The organism is Burkholderia sp. Ac-20349, assembly GCF_017104865.1.
GTDB classification, from domain to species: Bacteria; Pseudomonadota; Gammaproteobacteria; order Burkholderiales; family Burkholderiaceae; genus Burkholderia; species Burkholderia aenigmatica.
In genome coordinates this window covers 18,716-34,048 of the sequence record NZ_JAAGPM010000031.1, presented here as the reverse complement: position 1 = coordinate 34,048, position 15,333 = coordinate 18,716, and the positions used below count along the sequence as shown (strand labels likewise).

Genomic DNA, 15,333 nt, shown 5'->3' with positions numbered 1-15,333 from the left:
TCAATCGGTCTCAGTCGAGCCGCAGCTTCGCTTCCGCGAAGGCATACAGCGGACGCCACAGCAGGCGGTTGAACAGGGTGACGAACAGGGACATCACGGCGATGCCCAGGATGATCTTCGGAAAATCGCCAGCGGCGGTGGTCTGCGCGATATAGGCACCGAGGCCGTGCGCCTCGATCTTGGTATTGCCCCACTGCACGGCTTCCGACACGATGCTCGCGTTCCACGCGCCGCCCGATGCGGTGATCGCACCGGTCACGTAGTACGGGAAGATGCCGGGCAGGATCGCCTGCCGCCACCACTGCCAGCCACGGATGCGGAAGTTCGTCGCCGCTTCGCGATAGTCGTTCGGATAGGACGTTGCGCCGGCGATCACGTTGAACAGGATATACCACTGCGTGCCGAGCACGATCAGCGGCGACAGCCAGATATCGGCGTTCAGGTGGAAGCGCGCGATCACGATCACGAACGCCGGGAACAGCAGGTTGGCCGGGAACGCGGCGAGGAACTGCGCCAGCGGCTGCAGCTTCTCGGCGAGCCGCGGGCGCAGCCCGATCCACACGCCGATCGGCACCCAGATCACCGATGCGATCGCGATCAGCACGACCACGCGCAGCAGCGTGATGAGCCCGAGCACGAGCACATGGCCGACCTCGGCCATCGTCACGCCGGTCGACACGAAGCTGATGACGCGCCACACGATATAGGCCGTGCCGATCAGCACGAGGATCGCCCACGCGATGTCGACCGTGCGTGACGCCTTCTTCTCGACTTTCGGCAGCGAGAAGCGCATCGCACCCGACAGCGGCAGGCGCAGCGGAATCCGCGCGGCCTTCGCGAAGAACCAGCCGGCCGGCACGAGCAGTTGATGAATCAGGCGCGTGCGGCGCACGAGGTCGAGCAGCCAGGATTGCGGCGCATCGCCCGACGCGGTGTTCTCCATCCGGAACTTGTCGGCCCATGCGATCAGCGGGCGGAACAGGAGTTGGTCGTACGCGACGATCACGACCGTCATCGTGAGGATCACCCAGCCGATCGCACCGAGGTTCTTGTCCGAGATCGCCTGCGCGAGATACGCGCCGACGCCCGGCAGCGTGATGGTCTGGTTGCCGACGGTGATCGCCTCCGACGCGACGACGAAGAACCAGCCGCCCGACATCGACATCATCATGTTCCAGATCAGGCCCGGCATCGAGAACGGCACCTCGAGCTTCCAGAAGCGCTGCCACGACGTCAGGTGGAAACCGCGCGACACTTCGTCGAGGTCGCGCGGCACCGTGCGCAGCGACTGGTAGAAGCTGAACGTCATGTTCCACGCCTGGCTCGTGAAGATCGCGAAGATCGCCGCGAGCTCGGCGCCGAGCACGCGGCTCGGGAACAGCGCGAGGAAGAACGTGACGGTGAACGAGATGAAGCCGAGCACCGGCACCGACTGCAGGATGTCGAGGATCGGGATCAGCACCATGCCCGCACGCCGGCTCTTGGCCGCGAGCGTGCCGTAGACGAGCGTGAACACGAGCGACGCGACCATCGCGGCGAGCATCCGCAGCGTGGTGCGCAACGCGTATTCGGGCAGGTTCGACGGGTCGAGCGAGATCTTCTGCGTCTGCAGGGTGCCGATCGGCGCCATCGTTTCGTGGAAACCGACGACCGCCATCGCGATCAGGCAGATGATCAGCGGAAACGCGATGAAGTCCCACCGGTTCGGCAGAACGCGCCACGCGGACGCATTGGCGGTCCGGTTCGGATTGAAGAATCCGACGTCCATCAGGCGCCCTCCCCGGTAAGGCCGAACGAAGCCGGCAGTCGATGTTGATTCATGGCAAAGCGCACGGATGCGGTAATTCGATTGACTGACGATCGCGCGCGAGCGCGAGGCGCCGTGCGTGCGTGCGCTGCCGCGCCCCGACGAGTCGGCCCGCGACGGCACGACACTACACCAACCTGTATTTCAGGTACAACCGTCCGGGAACGGCGCAGGCGGCGCACGGATCGTGCCTGGCGCGCGGGCGGATGGCGGGTGCGCGGTTCGAGCAGCCCGGCCGCAGTCCTTCGGCCGGCATGCAGGCCCGAATTATGCCGTGATCCGGCCCGGCCGGGAACCCGCCAGCCGCACACGCGCGCAAACCCTGTCCAGCGTCACCAGCCGGATACGACTATGCGGGTATGATCGGGGCTGGCCCTTGGGGTCGGTGGCGGCCGTTCTGATGGCAACGCATGCGCGTTCCTTCTGTCAGCAGGCCCTGGGGATCGATCGACGAGCGGGAGGAAAGGGAATGGCAGGAAACTTGGTGATCGTCTGCCGCGATCAGGATGCCGACGCGTTCTATGAACTGATGCAGGAGTACGGGTCGTTCCAGACGCGGCTGTCGTCGACGGCGTGGTACCTGAACATGAACGTCGTGCCTGAATCGCTGCAGGAGGAAATCCTGGAGCGCCTCGGCCGGTACACGACCGTCTACATCTTCGAGGCCACCACCGTGACCTACAACACCATCGACAGCAACGCGGCCGAGACGCTCGGCACGCTGTTCGAATGATGCCGCGCGGCGCCAGCCCGGCCGGGTTGGCGCCGCAGCCGCTTATGCGGCCTGTGCGTGGGGCTCGTCCTTCGGCACGACCTCGAACGGGAACGTCATCGAGACGCGCAGGCCGCCTTCGGGGCGGTTGCCGATGTCGCACGCCCCACCCAGCCTGAGTACGAGCCGCTCGACGATCGCGAGCCCGAGCCCGCTGTGGCCGTTCCCGCCGCGCGCGGGGTCGAGCCGCACGAACGGCCGCGTCGCCGCCGCGAGGTCGCGCGGCGCGATCCCGCCGCCGCTGTCGCTGACCGACAGCACGTAGCCGGCCGGCGTACGCGCCGTCTCCACCAGCACGGGCGGCGCACCGTACGCATGCGCGTTGTCCAGCAGGTTCGACAGGATCCGGTCGAGCGTCGCCGTCGGCAGCCGGAAGCCCGGATCGGCGTCGAGCCGGGTCTGGACCGTCGGCGCGTTCGGCGCGACCGCGCGATAGCTGCGCGCGATCCGCTCGCACGCCTGATCGACCGGCACCGGCTCGCTGCGATCGGAGCCGCCGTGTGCAAACACCAGGAATTGATCGACGATGTGCGACATCGAATCGACGTCGCGCACCACCCCGTCGCGCAACCGGACGTCGTCCATCATTTCCGCCCGCAGCCGCATCCGCGCAAGCGGCGTGCGCAGGTCGTGTGCCACGCCGGCCAGCATCACCGCCCGGTCGCTCTCGGCCTGCGACACCTGTTCCACCATCTGGTTGAAGCCATGCGTGAGCTGGCGCAGCTCGCGCGGGCCGCGCTCGCGCAGCGGCGGCACCGGCTGGCCGCGGCCGAAGCGCGCGACCGCACGTGCGAGCGACCGCAGCGGCTGCTGCAGCTGCCAGGCCGCGAACAGCGCGGCGATCACGCCCGCCGAGAAGATCGTGCCGAGCCACAGCAGCATCCGGTCGAGCGAGCGCGGCGGCCGCAGCGGCTGCACCGGCACCACGATCCAGTTGCGGTCGGTCGGCTCCTTCACCCACAGCACGGGCGGATGGCCGGGCGCGCCGATCTCGACGCGCGTGCCGGGCGGCATCCGCTCGCTCACGTCGTCGCGGAACCGCTTGAGCGCCGCCGGCAGGTTCGACGGATCGCCATTCGGCACGTCGGCGCTACCCGGCGTCACGAGCCGCACACGCGACGGCAACGGCTGGTCGGGCGTGCGCTCGACGTGCTGGCGCACCGCGTCGACCAGGAACGCGGCCTCTTCGACCGCGTAGCGCGTCTGCATCTGGCTGCGCTCGAGCCGCATCGCGAAAAACCACGCGAAATGCGACAGGAGCAGGACACCGATGACGAGCAGCGCCAGCCGCCCGAACAGTGAATCAATGGGCTTGCGCATGGGCCTCGCCGTCGGGCACGAACACATAGCCGCGCCCGCGGACCGTCTGGATGAAGCGCGGCGTCGACGGATCCGTTTCGAGGATGCGGCGCAGACGCCATACCTGGACGTCGATGCCGCGGTCGGTACCGTCGTACTCGGGCCCGTGCAGCAGCTCGAGCAGCCGCTCGCGCGTGAGCGTGCGCAGCGCATGGTTCACGAAGATCTTCAGCAGCGCGAATTCGCTGCTCGACAGCGTGGCCGGCTTGCCGTCGACCGACAGCGTGCGCGCCTGGAAGTCGAGCACGAAGCGGCCGAACGCGAACGGCTCGCGCTGTTCGGGCGCTGCCGCCGACGGCGTCGCGCGGCGGCGGCGCAGCACGGCCTGCACGCGCGCGAGCAGCTCGCGCGGGTTGAACGGCTTGCCGAGGTAGTCGTCCGCGCCGAGCTCGAGCCCGACGATGCGGTCGACGTCGTCCGCACGCGCGGTCAGCATGATCACGGGGATGTCGTCGCCGGCCGCGCGCAGCTGGCGCAGCGCGGTCAGGCCGTCGACGCCCGGCATCATCAGGTCCAGCACGATCAGGTCGGGCCGCTCGCGCTCGAGGCGCTTCTCGAGCGTGGCCGCGTCGTGCAGCACGGACACTTCCATCCCCTGGCGCACGAGGTAGTCGCGCAGCAGGTCTCGGAGTTCTTGGTCGTCGTCGACGATGAGGATCTGGGTAGTCATGGCTCGAAGTTTACCGCGCGAGGGCGGAGTCAAAGAACGAAACAAAGGGACGAAAGGGTTACTGCGGGTTACGGCGCAAGGGAACTGTAATGCGCGGTAACCCGGCCACCGCCCCACGTAACACCTGCCGGGGCCCGCATCGCTAACCTGCGTCTTACCGGATGCGGTACACGGCTTGCCCGGTACCGCATCGCCGGACCCTTTGGATACAAGGAGTTTCTGAAATGTATAAGAAGACTTCCCGCGTGGCCATCGCGGCCGCCACCGTGCTCGCTCTCGCATTCGGCACCGCGCACGCCGCGCAGCCCAACGACATGCCGCCTCCGGGCGGCCCCGGCGCCCACCAGATGCACGGCGGGCACGACGGCGGCCCGTTCGGCGTGATCATGAAGCTGCACGACCAGCTGAAGCTCAACGCGTCGCAGGAACAGCAATGGCAGACGGCCATCAAGACGATGAAGCAGAACCGTGATGCGATGCGCAAGAGCCACGAGCAGATGCGCGAGCAGTTCAAGGCGCAGCAGAACCAGCCGATTCTCGACCTGAACGCGATGCACACCGCCCGCCAGCAGGCCGAGCAGCAGAACGCGCAACTGCGCGAGCAGACGTCCGCCGCATGGCTCGCGTTCTACAACGGGCTGAACGACCAGCAGAAGACCACGGTCAGCACGGCGCTCAAGCAGCAGTTCGCGAAGATGGAACAGCGCCACGAGAAGATGAAGGAGCGCTGGGAGCAGCATCGCGCGGCCAAGGCCGCGTCGGCGCCGGCGCAGTAAGCCGGCGGGCCGCTCCGTGGAGCGGCATCGAAGGGGACGCGGGCACCGGCCCGCGTCCCCTTTTTGCGTTTCAGGCGACGTCGAACAGCAGCACCTCGGCCGCCCGGCCGCGCGCGAACGCCACCGCGTCCACGCCGCCGATCCGCGCGCCGTCGCCCGCGGCCAGCGCGCGACCGTTCACCTCGACGTCGCCGCGCACCACATGCACATAGGCGCGGCGCCCGGCCGGTACGTCGAACGCCGTCGCCTCGTCGCCGTCGATCAGCCCCGTAAAGATGCGGGCGTCCGCACACATCGGCAGCGCGCCGTCGCGACCATCCGGCGCCGCGACGAGCCGCAGCCGGCCGCGTTTCTCGTCGTCGGCGAAGCGCGTCTGCACGTAGCCGGGCCGGCCGCCCGACCCGGCCGGCGCAAACCAGATCCGCAGCAGGTGCAACGGCTCGTCACACGATGCATTGGTTTCGCTCAGCATCACGCCGGAGCCGGCGCTCATGCGCTGCACGCCGCCCGCGCGGACGATCGCCCCGTTGCCGAGGCTGTCGCGATGCGCGAGCGCACCGTCGAGCACGTAGGTGACGATTTCCGCGTCCCGGTACGGCCGCATCCCGTAGCCGCGGGTCGGCGCGATGCATTCCTCGTTCAGTTCGCGCAACGCGCCGAAGACCGGCGGCCCGCCCGGGCCGGACGCTCCGGGAAAGCTGTGAAGGAATTCGTGCCAGCCCTGGCTGCGCTGGTCGCGATCGGCGGCGCGGCGAATCTGGAACATGGGACGGACACTCCGTGAGATGCGTTGTTGTGGCATGCCGCCACTGTATGGGTGTGCCAATCGCGCCACAATCCGCCGCCTGCGCACCGCATCGTTGCACCTGCGAATGCAATCAATGCAATGTCCATTGCAAATACGATGATTGTCGCAACAACCGGATCAATGCGTCGAAGAATCGATCGGTCGGCCCGGATTGCCGGTTTGCGGGTATCGCGTTCGGGTAAAATACCGCCCTTTTGGCGTTCGCCGTTCCGGTGGCCGCCATCGCCAGAGCGCCGATCGGCGAATTTTGGCCGTCTAGAATACGCCGCGGCGCCCGGTTCGACCGGCCGCGAGCGCTCCCGGAAAGTCAGCAACAGAAGGATGGAAATGAAGAAGGCCGCCCTGTGCGCCGCCCTCGCCCTCATGGCGGGCAGCGCCTTCGCGAAGGAGTGGAAGACCGTGCGGATCGGCGTCGACGCCAGCTACCCGCCGTTCGAGTCGACCGCGCCGAGCGGCGAGATCGTCGGTTTCGACGTCGATCTCACCAAGGAAATCTGCAAGCGGATCAACGTGAAATGCGTGTGGGTGGCGCAGGATCTCGACGGAGTCATCCCGGCGCTGAAGGCGAAGAAGTACGACGTCATCGTGTCGTCGCTGACCGTCACGGACAAGCGCCGCGAACAGATCGACTTCTCCGACAAGGTCTATGACGCGCCGGCGCGGATGATCGCGAAAACCGGCTCGCCGCTGCTGCCGACGATCGCCTCGCTGAAGGGCAAGCGCGTGGGCGTCGAGCAGGGCTCGACGCAGGAAACCTACGCGAAGACCTACTGGGAGCCGCAGGGCGTGACGATCATTCCTTACCAGAACCAGGACCAGGTCTACGCCGATCTCGGCTCGGGCCGCCTCGACGCGACGCTGCAGGACGAGCTGCAGGCCGACTACGGCTTCCTGCGCACGCCGCGCGGCAAGGGTTTCGCGTTCGCCGGGCCGGAAGTGAAGGATCCGAAGACGATCGGAGACGGCACCGCGATCGGCCTGCGCAAGGAAGATACGGACCTGAAGCTCAAGATCAACAAGGCGCTGGCCGACATGCACAAGGACGGCACGTACGACCGGCTGTCGCACAAGTATTTCGCGTTCAGCGTCTATTCGGCTTCGGCCCGCTGAGCGACGAAAAGAAGAGACAACGGATGCGGGGGCGGCCCCGTATCCGCGCAGTACAGGCAGTCAACCACGCGCCGCCCGCCCCCCCCTTGCCCGCCGCTCGCGCGGCGGGCGGGCCCGGCACCGACGCCGGGGCGGACGGTCATGATACGTACGGGGCGTTCCGCGCAGCTTGGCGGGCGCGTCTTTCGCGGCGCACCGCGTGCGCCCTAAAGGACCACACCAGGGACCACTCAATGTTTCTACAAGGTTACGGCCCGCTGATCCTCGCTGGCACCTGGCAAACCGTCAAACTGGCGGTGCTTTCGCTTGCGCTGTCGTTCCTGCTGGGCCTGCTCGGCGCGGGCGCGAAGCTGTCGCGCAACCGCTTCACGAGCGGTGTCGGCACCGTCTACACGACGCTGATCCGCGGCGTGCCCGACCTCGTGCTGATGCTGCTGCTGTTCTACAGCCTGCAGATCTGGCTGAACATGGCGACCGACGCGCTCGGCTGGGACCAGATCGACATCGACCCGTTCCTCGCCGGCGTGCTCGTGCTCGGCTTCATCTACGGCGCGTACTTCACCGAGACGTTCCGCGGTGCGTTCCTGTCGGTGCCGCGCGGCCAGCTCGAGGCCGGCAGCGCGTACGGGATGACGAACTGGCAGGTGTTCACGCGGATCATGTTCCCGCAGATGATGCGCTTCGCGCTGCCGGGGATCGGCAACAACTGGCAGGTGCTCGTGAAGTCGACCGCACTCGTGTCGATCATCGGCCTGGCCGACGTCGTGAAGGCGTCGCAGGACGCCGGCAAGGGCACGCTGCGGTTCTTCTTCTTCACGCTGATCGCGGGGGCCGTCTACCTCGCGATCACGACGATCTCGAACTTCGTGCTGATGTGGCTCGAAAAGCGCTACTCGACCGGCGTCCGCAAGGCTGACCTATGATCGACCTCATCCAAGAATACTGGCGCAACTATCTCTTCACCGACGGCTACCGCATCACCGGTGTCGCGATCACGCTGTGGCTGCTGGTCGTGTCGATCGGCCTCGGCTTCTGCCTGTCGGTGCCGCTCGCGGTCGCGCGCGTGTCGAAGAAGAAGTGGCTGTCGGGCGCCGTGTGGCTCTACACGTACGTGTTCCGCGGCACGCCGCTCTACGTGCAGCTGCTGCTCTGCTACACGGGCCTCTACAGCCTGCAGGTCGTGCGCGGCACGCCGATGCTCGACGCGTTCTTCCGCGACGGGATGCACTGCACGCTGCTCGCGTTCACGCTGAACACCTGCGCGTACACCACCGAAATCTTCGCCGGCGCGATCAAGGCGACTTCCTACGGCGAGATCGAAGCCGCGCGCGCGTACGGGATGTCCTCCTTCACGATGTACCGCCGCGTGATCCTGCCGTCGGCACTGCGCCGCGCGCTGCCGCTGTACAGCAACGAAGTGATCCTGATGCTGCACGCGACCACCGTCGCGTTCACGGCGACCGTACCGGACATCCTGAAGATCGCCCGCGACGTGAACTCGGCGACCTACATGTCGTTCCATGCGTTCGGCATCGCCGCCCTGCTCTATCTCGTGATCTCGTTCACGCTCGTCTGGCTGTTCCGCCAGGCCGAGCGCCGCTGGCTCGCGTATCTGCGCCCGCAAGGCAAGTAAGTTTTCGCAGGACTATTGATGAATTCCCAGACTCAAAAGCTTTTCGTCGACGATCTGCACAAGCGGTACGGCGACAACGAGGTGCTCAAGGGCGTATCGCTGAAGGCGAACTCGGGCGACGTGATCAGCGTGATCGGCTCGTCGGGCTCCGGCAAGAGCACGATGCTCCGCTGCATCAACTTCCTCGAGCAGCCGAACGCCGGCCGCATCGTCGTCGACGGCGAGGAAGTGCGCACCACGAAGGACAAGACCGGCGCGCTGCGCGCGGCCGATCCGAAGCAGCTGCAGCGCGTGCGCACCAAGCTGTCGATGGTGTTCCAGCACTTCAATCTCTGGTCGCACATGAACGTGATCGAGAACGTCATGGAAGCGCCCGTGAACGTGCTCGGCATCCCGAAGAAGGAAGCCGAGGAACGTGCGCGCACGTATCTCGAGAAAGTCGGCCTCGCGCCGCGCGTCGAAAAGCAGTATCCGTCGCACCTGTCGGGCGGCCAGCAGCAACGCGTGGCCATTGCGCGCGCGCTGGCGATGCATCCGGACGTGATGCTGTTCGACGAGCCGACTTCCGCGCTCGACCCGGAGCTGGTGGGCGAAGTGCTGAAGGTGATGCAGAAGCTGGCCGAGGAAGGCCGCACGATGATCGTCGTCACGCACGAGATGGGCTTTGCGCGCAACGTGTCGAACCACGTGATGTTCCTGCACCAGGGCCGCGTCGAGGAAGAAGGCGTGCCGTCCGAGGTGTTCGCGAACCCGAAGAGCGAGCGCCTGCGCGGGTTCCTGTCGGGCAGCCTCAAGTAACATCGCATGCAGCACGCCACGCGTCGCGACGCGTGAACGGGCGCCCCACGGTTCGCCGCGCGGCGCCCGTTTTGCATTGACGCGGCGTTATGCGGCGTCGACCGGCGCGGCGTCGGCGAACGCGCGCAACTCGTCGCCCGCGAGCCGGTAACGCACCCATTCGCTCTGCGGCGCCGCACCGACGCTCTCGTAGAAGCGGATCGCCGGCTCGTTCCAGTCGAGCACGCTCCACTCGAAACGCCCGCAGCCCGACTCCACCGCGATCCGCGCGAGCGCCTTCAAGAGCCGCAGCCCGGCGCCCGCGCCGCGAAAACGCGGTGACACGTACAGATCCTCGAGATACAGCCCCTGCCGGGCGAGCCACGTCGAATACGAGAAGAAATACACGGCGAAGCCAGCCGGCTCGCCGTCGACCTCGCAGATCAGCGCGCGCGCCGGCGAGCCTTCGCCGAACAGGCTGCGCTCGAGCGACGCGGGCGTCGCGATCACCTCGTGTTCCGCCTTCTCGTAGATGGCCAGCTCGGTAATGAAACGCAGGATCTGCGGCACGTCGGCGACGGTGGCGGAACGGATGTCGATTTGCACGATTTGAGCCCTCCTACGGCCCGGACTTGAAACGGAAAGCGGCGCCGCGCACCCGCGCTGGCGCCAATCAGATCGTCATGCTACGTTCATGCTGCTCCTGCAGGAAGTGCAGTTTCTTCATCCAGACCTGAACATGATGCATCCCGATCTGCGCCGCCTCGACCTGAACCTGCTGCTCGTGTTCGACGCGCTGTACCGCCACCGGTCCGTCGCCGCGGCCGCGCACGAGCTCGCGTTGAGCCCGTCCGCCCTGAGCCACGCGCTCGCGCGGCTGCGCGACGCGATCGGCGATGCGCTGTTCGTGCGCCTCGGCAACGAGATGCAGCCGACCGTGCGCGCCGACGACATCGCCACCTGGGCCGGCGACGCGCTCGACGCGATGTCGAAGGGGCTCGCCCGCGCGCGCCGCTTCGATCCCGCGCAAAGCGACCGCACGTTCGTATTCGCGGCGACCGACTACACGGCATTCGCGGTGCTGCCGGCATTTCTCGCGCGTATCCAGCATGTCGCGCCACAGTTGCGGATCCGCGTCGTCCATTCCGACCGGAAGATCTCGGTCGACGAACTCGCGGCCGGCCGCATCGATTTCGCGCTCGGCTACCACGAGGAATCGGCGGCCGACGCGCCGGGCATCGAGGACTTCGACTGGTTCTCCGACGACTACGTCGTGATCGCGAGCGCCACGCATCCGGACATCCATCGGCGGCTGACGCTCGACCAGTACCTGGCGGCACGCCACGTGGTCGTCACGCCGTGGAACGAGTCGCGCGGCGTCGTCGACCACGTGCTCGACCGGCTCGGCCTCGCGCGGCAGGTCGCCGTGCAGCTGCCGAGCGTGCTGGCCGCGCCGTTCGTGATCGCCGAATCTGCATTCCTGATGACCCTGCCGAACCGCGCCGCGCAGGCGCTGCGGCACGCGGCGCCGATCCGCATCTTTCCCGCGCCGTTCGAGATCCCCCGCTACACCGTGAAGGTCTACTCGCACGCGAAGCATGCGCGCACCGATGCGCATCGCTGGATTCGCGCGCAGTTGCTCGACGCGAGGCCGGCCACCGCCTGACCGGCACACGTTGGTACACCGCGCTGCGCGTTGCCTGGCAAGCGCTACAGGCTGCGGCCGACGACGTCCGGCAACCGCCCGGACATTACGAAATACTTACCAATTCCTCGTATTTGGCGCTTACGCCCGCGCCCCCTGCAACGTCAATAGTGGCAATCCTTGACCCCTGTTTGCGAAATTCGTGTCTCCCTTGCGGGACAAGGGTTTTCCGTTAATTGCAAACCCTTGCCCCACCTGTTGCGCACCGTGTTGCATGGCAATTTGACGACAGGTGTTAGTCAAACAACGATTTCCATCGCCACAAAATTGTATTTTTGCTAAATTAGTAACCAAAGTAGCAAAACGAAGTTCGTGAAATGTAGTTTAGCTTCACGACACTACAAGGAGACCCCGCAGGCCGACCCGGCTGCGCGGGACCGCTCAACGGTTTTCCGTCCGCTTGCCCGCGTGCTGCGCTTACCGGCCCTGCACGAGGTCTCCCTGGTTATCCCGCTTTTGCCCGGCGCTCGCGCTCCGGGCATCTCGTGCAGTCTGGGTTGACTTTTTGACAGGGTATGGAGGAGATGATGAAGAAAGCTTTGGTCGCGGCCGCGCTGATGGCTGCTGGGGTGGTGACGGCGCACGCGCAGAGCAGCGTCACGCTGTATGGCCGCCTGGATGCCGGCATCGAGTACATGAACGGCCTGCAAAACGGCCACCAAGTGCGCGCGGAAAGCGGCGACTGGGGCACGAGCCTCTGGGGCTTGAAGGGCACCGAGGACATCGGCGGCGGCAACAAGGTCCTGTTCCACCTCGAAGGCGCGTTCAACACGATGACGGGCGGCTTCAGCGGCTCGATCTGGGATCGTTATGCGACGGTCGGCATCTCCAACGACCGCTACGGTACGCTGCTGTTGGGTCGCGAGCTCGCGATCGCCAACGGCGTGTGGGACTTCGACCCGTTCGGCCAGTCGGCCTGGTCGACGGCATCGCTGGTGCGCGGCCGCAACTGGAACAAGACCAGCAACAACGTGTCGTACCAGTCGCCGCAGTTCTACGGCCTCGACTTCTACGGCCAGTTCTCGTTCTCGAACTCGACCAGCTTCAACGGCAACACGACGGCCGGCCAACCGGGCCGTGCAGCCGGCGCACAGGTCACCTATACGAATTCGCTGTTCCAGTTGCGCGGCATCTACGACGAAACGCGCGACAGCAATGGCCGCTTCTCGGACGTGTTCAACTACTCGCGTGAATACTTCGCGGGCGTGAACGTGTTCCTCGGCCAGTTCAAGGTGCAAGCGGCCTACCAGGCATCGCGCGCGGACGGCAGCGGCGGCCCGGCAGTGAACGCCGGCGTGACGGGCACCCAGCAGGTCTGGGGCGGCGTGACGTGGCAGGCAACGCCGGCAGCGGCGCTGATCGCGGCCGTGTATCACGTGAACGCGAACCACGGCGGCGGCAACGCGAACATCTACACGCTCGGCGGCTCGTACAACATCTCGAAGCGCACGCTGTTCGACCTGCAGGTTGCGACGGTGCGCAACAGCAAGAACGCCAACTTCGGCCTGAACGCGAACGGCGCCGGTACGGCCGTGTCGACGGGCAACCCGAATCCGGGCGGCAGCCAGACCGGCGTCTACGCGGGTATCCAGCACCTGTTCTGATCAGGCGCCGTTCTCAAAGAATCGATTCAACGACGTTTTCCACGCTGCTGCGAGAGGCGCGTATCGGTGCGGTACCCAACCGGGTATCGCACCGTTTTTTATTGGCGGGCCGCCTTTGCGCGGCCCGTTGACGAAGGCCGCGCTCAGACGGCCGCTTCGTTCTCTTCGCCGGTGCGGATGCGGATCACGCGCTCGACGTCCGACACGAAGATCTTGCCGTCGCCGATCTTGCCGGTGCGCGCCGCGCCGATCACCGCGTCGATCACCTGGTCGACCTGCGCTTCCGCGACGACCACCTCGATCTTCATCTTCGGCAGGAAGTCGACGACGTATTCGGCGCCGCGATACAGCTCGGTATGCCCCTTCTGGCGGCCGAAGCCCTTCACTTCCGTCACGGTCAGGCCCGTGAGACCCACTTCGGCGAGCGCTTCGCGGACTTCGTCCAGCTTGAACGGCTTGATGATGGCAGTGATGCGTTTCATGGTGGTTGTCCCCCAATGCTCGTTTGGATGAAAAATCGCGACCCCGATTGTAAGCCTGCGAGCCGCATGCGGCCCAGCACGGCTCAATCGAGACGTTCGGTAAAACGTGACGTGATCGGGTAGCGCCAGTCGCGCCCGAAGGCGCGATGCGTGACGCGAATGCCGATCGGCGCCTGGCGGCGCTTGTATTCGTTGATCTTGATGAGCCGCGTCACGCGTTCGACGTCGGCCTGCGCATAACCGGCCGCGACGATCTCGGCGAGCGGCCGATCCTCTTCCATGTACATCCGCATGATCGCGTCGAGCACGTCGTACGGCGGCAGGCTGTCCTGGTCGGTCTGGTTCTCGCGCAACTCGGCCGACGGCGCGCGGGTGAGGATCCGCTCGGGAATCACGTCGCGCAGCGGGTAGTCGGCCGTTTCATTGCGATAGCGGCAGAGCCGGTACACGAGCGTCTTCGCGAGATCCTTGATCACCGCGAACCCGCCGGCCATGTCGCCGTACAGCGTGCAGTAGCCGACCGCCATCTCGCTCTTGTTGCCGGTCGTCAGCACGATCGAGCCGAACTTGTTCGACAGTGCCATCAGCAGCGTGCCGCGAATGCGCGCCTGGATGTTCTCCTCCGTCGCGTCTTCCGCGCGGCCCGCGAACTCGCCCGCGAGCGATGCGCGGAAGGCATCGAACATCGGTGCGATCGCGATCTCGTCGTAGCGCACGCCGACGCGCCGCGCCATTTCCGCCGCGTCGGTGGTCGAGATGTCGGCCGTGAAGCGCGACGGCATCATCACCGCGCGCACGCGCTCGGGCCCGAGCGCATCGCATGCGACGGCCAGCACCAGCGCCGAATCGACGCCGCCCGACAGCCCGATCAGCACGCCCGGAAAGCCGTTCTTGCCGATGTAGTCGCGCACGCCCGTCACGAGCGCGCGGTACACCTGCGCGTCCGTCGACAGCTCGGGCGCGATCGCACCCGGCAGCGGCCGCGCGCCGTCGAATTCGACGATCGCGTGCCCTTCGTCGAACTGCGGCATCTTCGCGACGAGCGCGCCCTGCGCGTCGAGCACGAACGAGCCGCCGTCGAATACGAGCTCGTCCTGGCCGCCGACGAGGTTCACGTACACCATCGGCAGCGCGGTTTCGCGAATCCGCGCGCGCAGGATGTCGATGCGCACCGCTTCCTTGTTCATGTGGTACGGCGAGCCGTTCGGGATCAGCAGCACCTGCGCACCGGCCGCCTTCGCGATCTGCGCGGCCGATGCGTGCCACGCATCCTCGCAGATGATCACGCCGTATTTCACGCCGTTCAGCTCGAACACGAGCGGCTCGGCGTCCGTCGCAAAATAGCGCTTCTCGTCGAACACCTCGGCGTTGGGGAGATCCTGCTTGCGGTAGGTACCGACGATCTTGCCGCCGACGATCAGCGATACCGCGTTGTAGGTATCGACGGGCGGTACGCCGCGCTCGATCGGGCGGTTTGCATTACCATCGACGGCTGACGCGTGCGCGCCGTCGCCCGCGCCGCGCAGCGGATGGCCGACCAGCACCGCGAGCCCGTCGAACGCCTTCAGCGCATCGGCGAGCGCGTCGAGTGCCGAGGCCGCCGCCGCATAGAACGCGGGCCGCAGCAGCAGGTCTTCCGGCGGATAGCCGGACAGCGCGAGTTCGGGTGCGACCATCAGCTGCGCACCATCGTTGTGCGCGGCGCGCGCGGCCGCGACGATCCGCGCGACGTTGCCGGCGAAGTCGCCGACGGTGACGTTGATCTGGGCGAGAGCGAGTCGGGTCTTCATGGCGGGATCGGCGCAGCCCGGCGGCGCGCCCTGAACGGCT

At 66.6% G+C, this 15,333-nt stretch carries 15 protein-coding genes; 8 read left to right on the top strand and 7 right to left on the bottom strand.

Going from position 1 to position 15,333, the window contains the following annotated elements; all coding sequences use genetic code 11:
- Positions 1–10: 10 nt before the first annotated feature.
- On the bottom strand, positions 11–1,768 hold the full coding sequence (locus G3N61_RS13385) for an ABC transporter permease subunit (RefSeq protein ID WP_089451088.1): 1,758 nt from the start codon (positions 1,766–1,768) through the stop codon (positions 11–13).
- 508 nt (positions 1,769–2,276) lie between these two features.
- Here G3N61_RS13385 and G3N61_RS13380 point away from each other — a divergent pair.
- Positions 2,277–2,540 carry a hypothetical protein gene (locus G3N61_RS13380; protein WP_011352846.1) on the top strand — a complete coding sequence of 88 codons (264 nt, stop codon included), beginning with the start codon at positions 2,277–2,279 and terminating at the stop codon, positions 2,538–2,540.
- 42 nt (positions 2,541–2,582) lie between these two features.
- Here G3N61_RS13380 and G3N61_RS13375 read toward each other — a convergent pair whose 3' ends face one another.
- Positions 2,583–3,899: an ATP-binding protein gene (locus G3N61_RS13375; RefSeq protein WP_089451089.1), complete on the bottom strand. Its 1,317-nt coding sequence runs from the start codon at positions 3,897–3,899 to the stop codon at positions 2,583–2,585.
- Entirely contained in the window at positions 3,883–4,608 is a 726-nt protein-coding gene (locus G3N61_RS13370; RefSeq protein WP_006755678.1) for a response regulator, read from the bottom strand. Before G3N61_RS13370 ends, G3N61_RS13375 begins: the two co-directional genes overlap by 17 nt.
- Positions 4,609–4,832: 224 nt before the next feature.
- Between G3N61_RS13370 and G3N61_RS13365 the strand changes: the two genes are divergently transcribed.
- Complete coding sequence (locus tag G3N61_RS13365) at positions 4,833–5,384, top strand: periplasmic heavy metal sensor (RefSeq protein ID WP_043189733.1); 552 nt, start codon at positions 4,833–4,835, stop codon at positions 5,382–5,384.
- A gap of 70 nt (positions 5,385–5,454) precedes the next feature.
- Here the strand turns inward: G3N61_RS13365 and G3N61_RS13360 are convergent, their stop codons facing one another.
- The gene (locus G3N61_RS13360) at positions 5,455–6,150 is read right to left on the bottom strand and encodes a pirin family protein (protein WP_205822673.1); all 696 of its coding nucleotides are present in this window, start codon (positions 6,148–6,150) and stop codon (positions 5,455–5,457) included.
- 369 nt (positions 6,151–6,519) lie between these two features.
- Between G3N61_RS13360 and G3N61_RS13355 the strand changes: the two genes are divergently transcribed.
- The 4 genes from G3N61_RS13355 (at position 6,520) to G3N61_RS13340 (ending at position 9,733) form a co-directional block, all read left to right on the top strand.
- On the top strand, positions 6,520–7,302 hold the full coding sequence (locus G3N61_RS13355; RefSeq protein WP_043189736.1) for an ABC transporter substrate-binding protein: 783 nt from the start codon (positions 6,520–6,522) through the stop codon (positions 7,300–7,302).
- 233 nt (positions 7,303–7,535) lie between these two features.
- The gene (hisQ, locus tag G3N61_RS13350; protein ID WP_011352852.1) at positions 7,536–8,225 is read left to right on the top strand and encodes a histidine ABC transporter permease HisQ; all 690 of its coding nucleotides are present in this window, start codon (positions 7,536–7,538) and stop codon (positions 8,223–8,225) included.
- Entirely contained in the window at positions 8,222–8,935 is a 714-nt protein-coding gene (locus G3N61_RS13345; protein ID WP_043189740.1) for an ABC transporter permease, read from the top strand. Before hisQ ends, G3N61_RS13345 begins: the two co-directional genes overlap by 4 nt.
- An 18-nt stretch (positions 8,936–8,953) precedes the next feature.
- The gene (locus G3N61_RS13340; protein ID WP_043189742.1) at positions 8,954–9,733 is read left to right on the top strand and encodes an ABC transporter ATP-binding protein; all 780 of its coding nucleotides are present in this window, start codon (positions 8,954–8,956) and stop codon (positions 9,731–9,733) included.
- 87 nt (positions 9,734–9,820) lie between these two features.
- On the opposite strand, the gene G3N61_RS13335 is transcribed toward G3N61_RS13340, so the two are convergent.
- Positions 9,821–10,318, bottom strand: coding sequence for a GNAT family N-acetyltransferase (locus G3N61_RS13335; protein WP_043189745.1), 498 nt, complete (start codon positions 10,316–10,318; stop codon positions 9,821–9,823).
- 133 nt (positions 10,319–10,451) lie between these two features.
- Between G3N61_RS13335 and G3N61_RS13330 the strand changes: the two genes are divergently transcribed.
- Entirely contained in the window at positions 10,452–11,378 is a 927-nt protein-coding gene (locus G3N61_RS13330; protein WP_205822691.1) for a LysR family transcriptional regulator, read from the top strand.
- Positions 11,379–11,941: 563 nt separating this feature from the next.
- Positions 11,942–13,021: a porin gene (locus tag G3N61_RS13325; RefSeq protein WP_043189747.1), complete on the top strand. Its 1,080-nt coding sequence runs from the start codon at positions 11,942–11,944 to the stop codon at positions 13,019–13,021.
- 143 nt (positions 13,022–13,164) lie between these two features.
- Here the strand turns inward: G3N61_RS13325 and G3N61_RS13320 are convergent, their stop codons facing one another.
- Both G3N61_RS13320 and G3N61_RS13315 read right to left on the bottom strand, forming a co-directional pair.
- On the bottom strand, positions 13,165–13,503 hold the full coding sequence (locus G3N61_RS13320) for a P-II family nitrogen regulator (protein WP_006398637.1): 339 nt from the start codon (positions 13,501–13,503) through the stop codon (positions 13,165–13,167).
- Positions 13,504–13,586: 83 nt separating this feature from the next.
- On the bottom strand, positions 13,587–15,293 hold the full coding sequence (locus G3N61_RS13315) for an NAD+ synthase (RefSeq protein WP_205822671.1): 1,707 nt from the start codon (positions 15,291–15,293) through the stop codon (positions 13,587–13,589).
- Between the last annotated feature and the right edge of the window lie 40 nt (positions 15,294–15,333).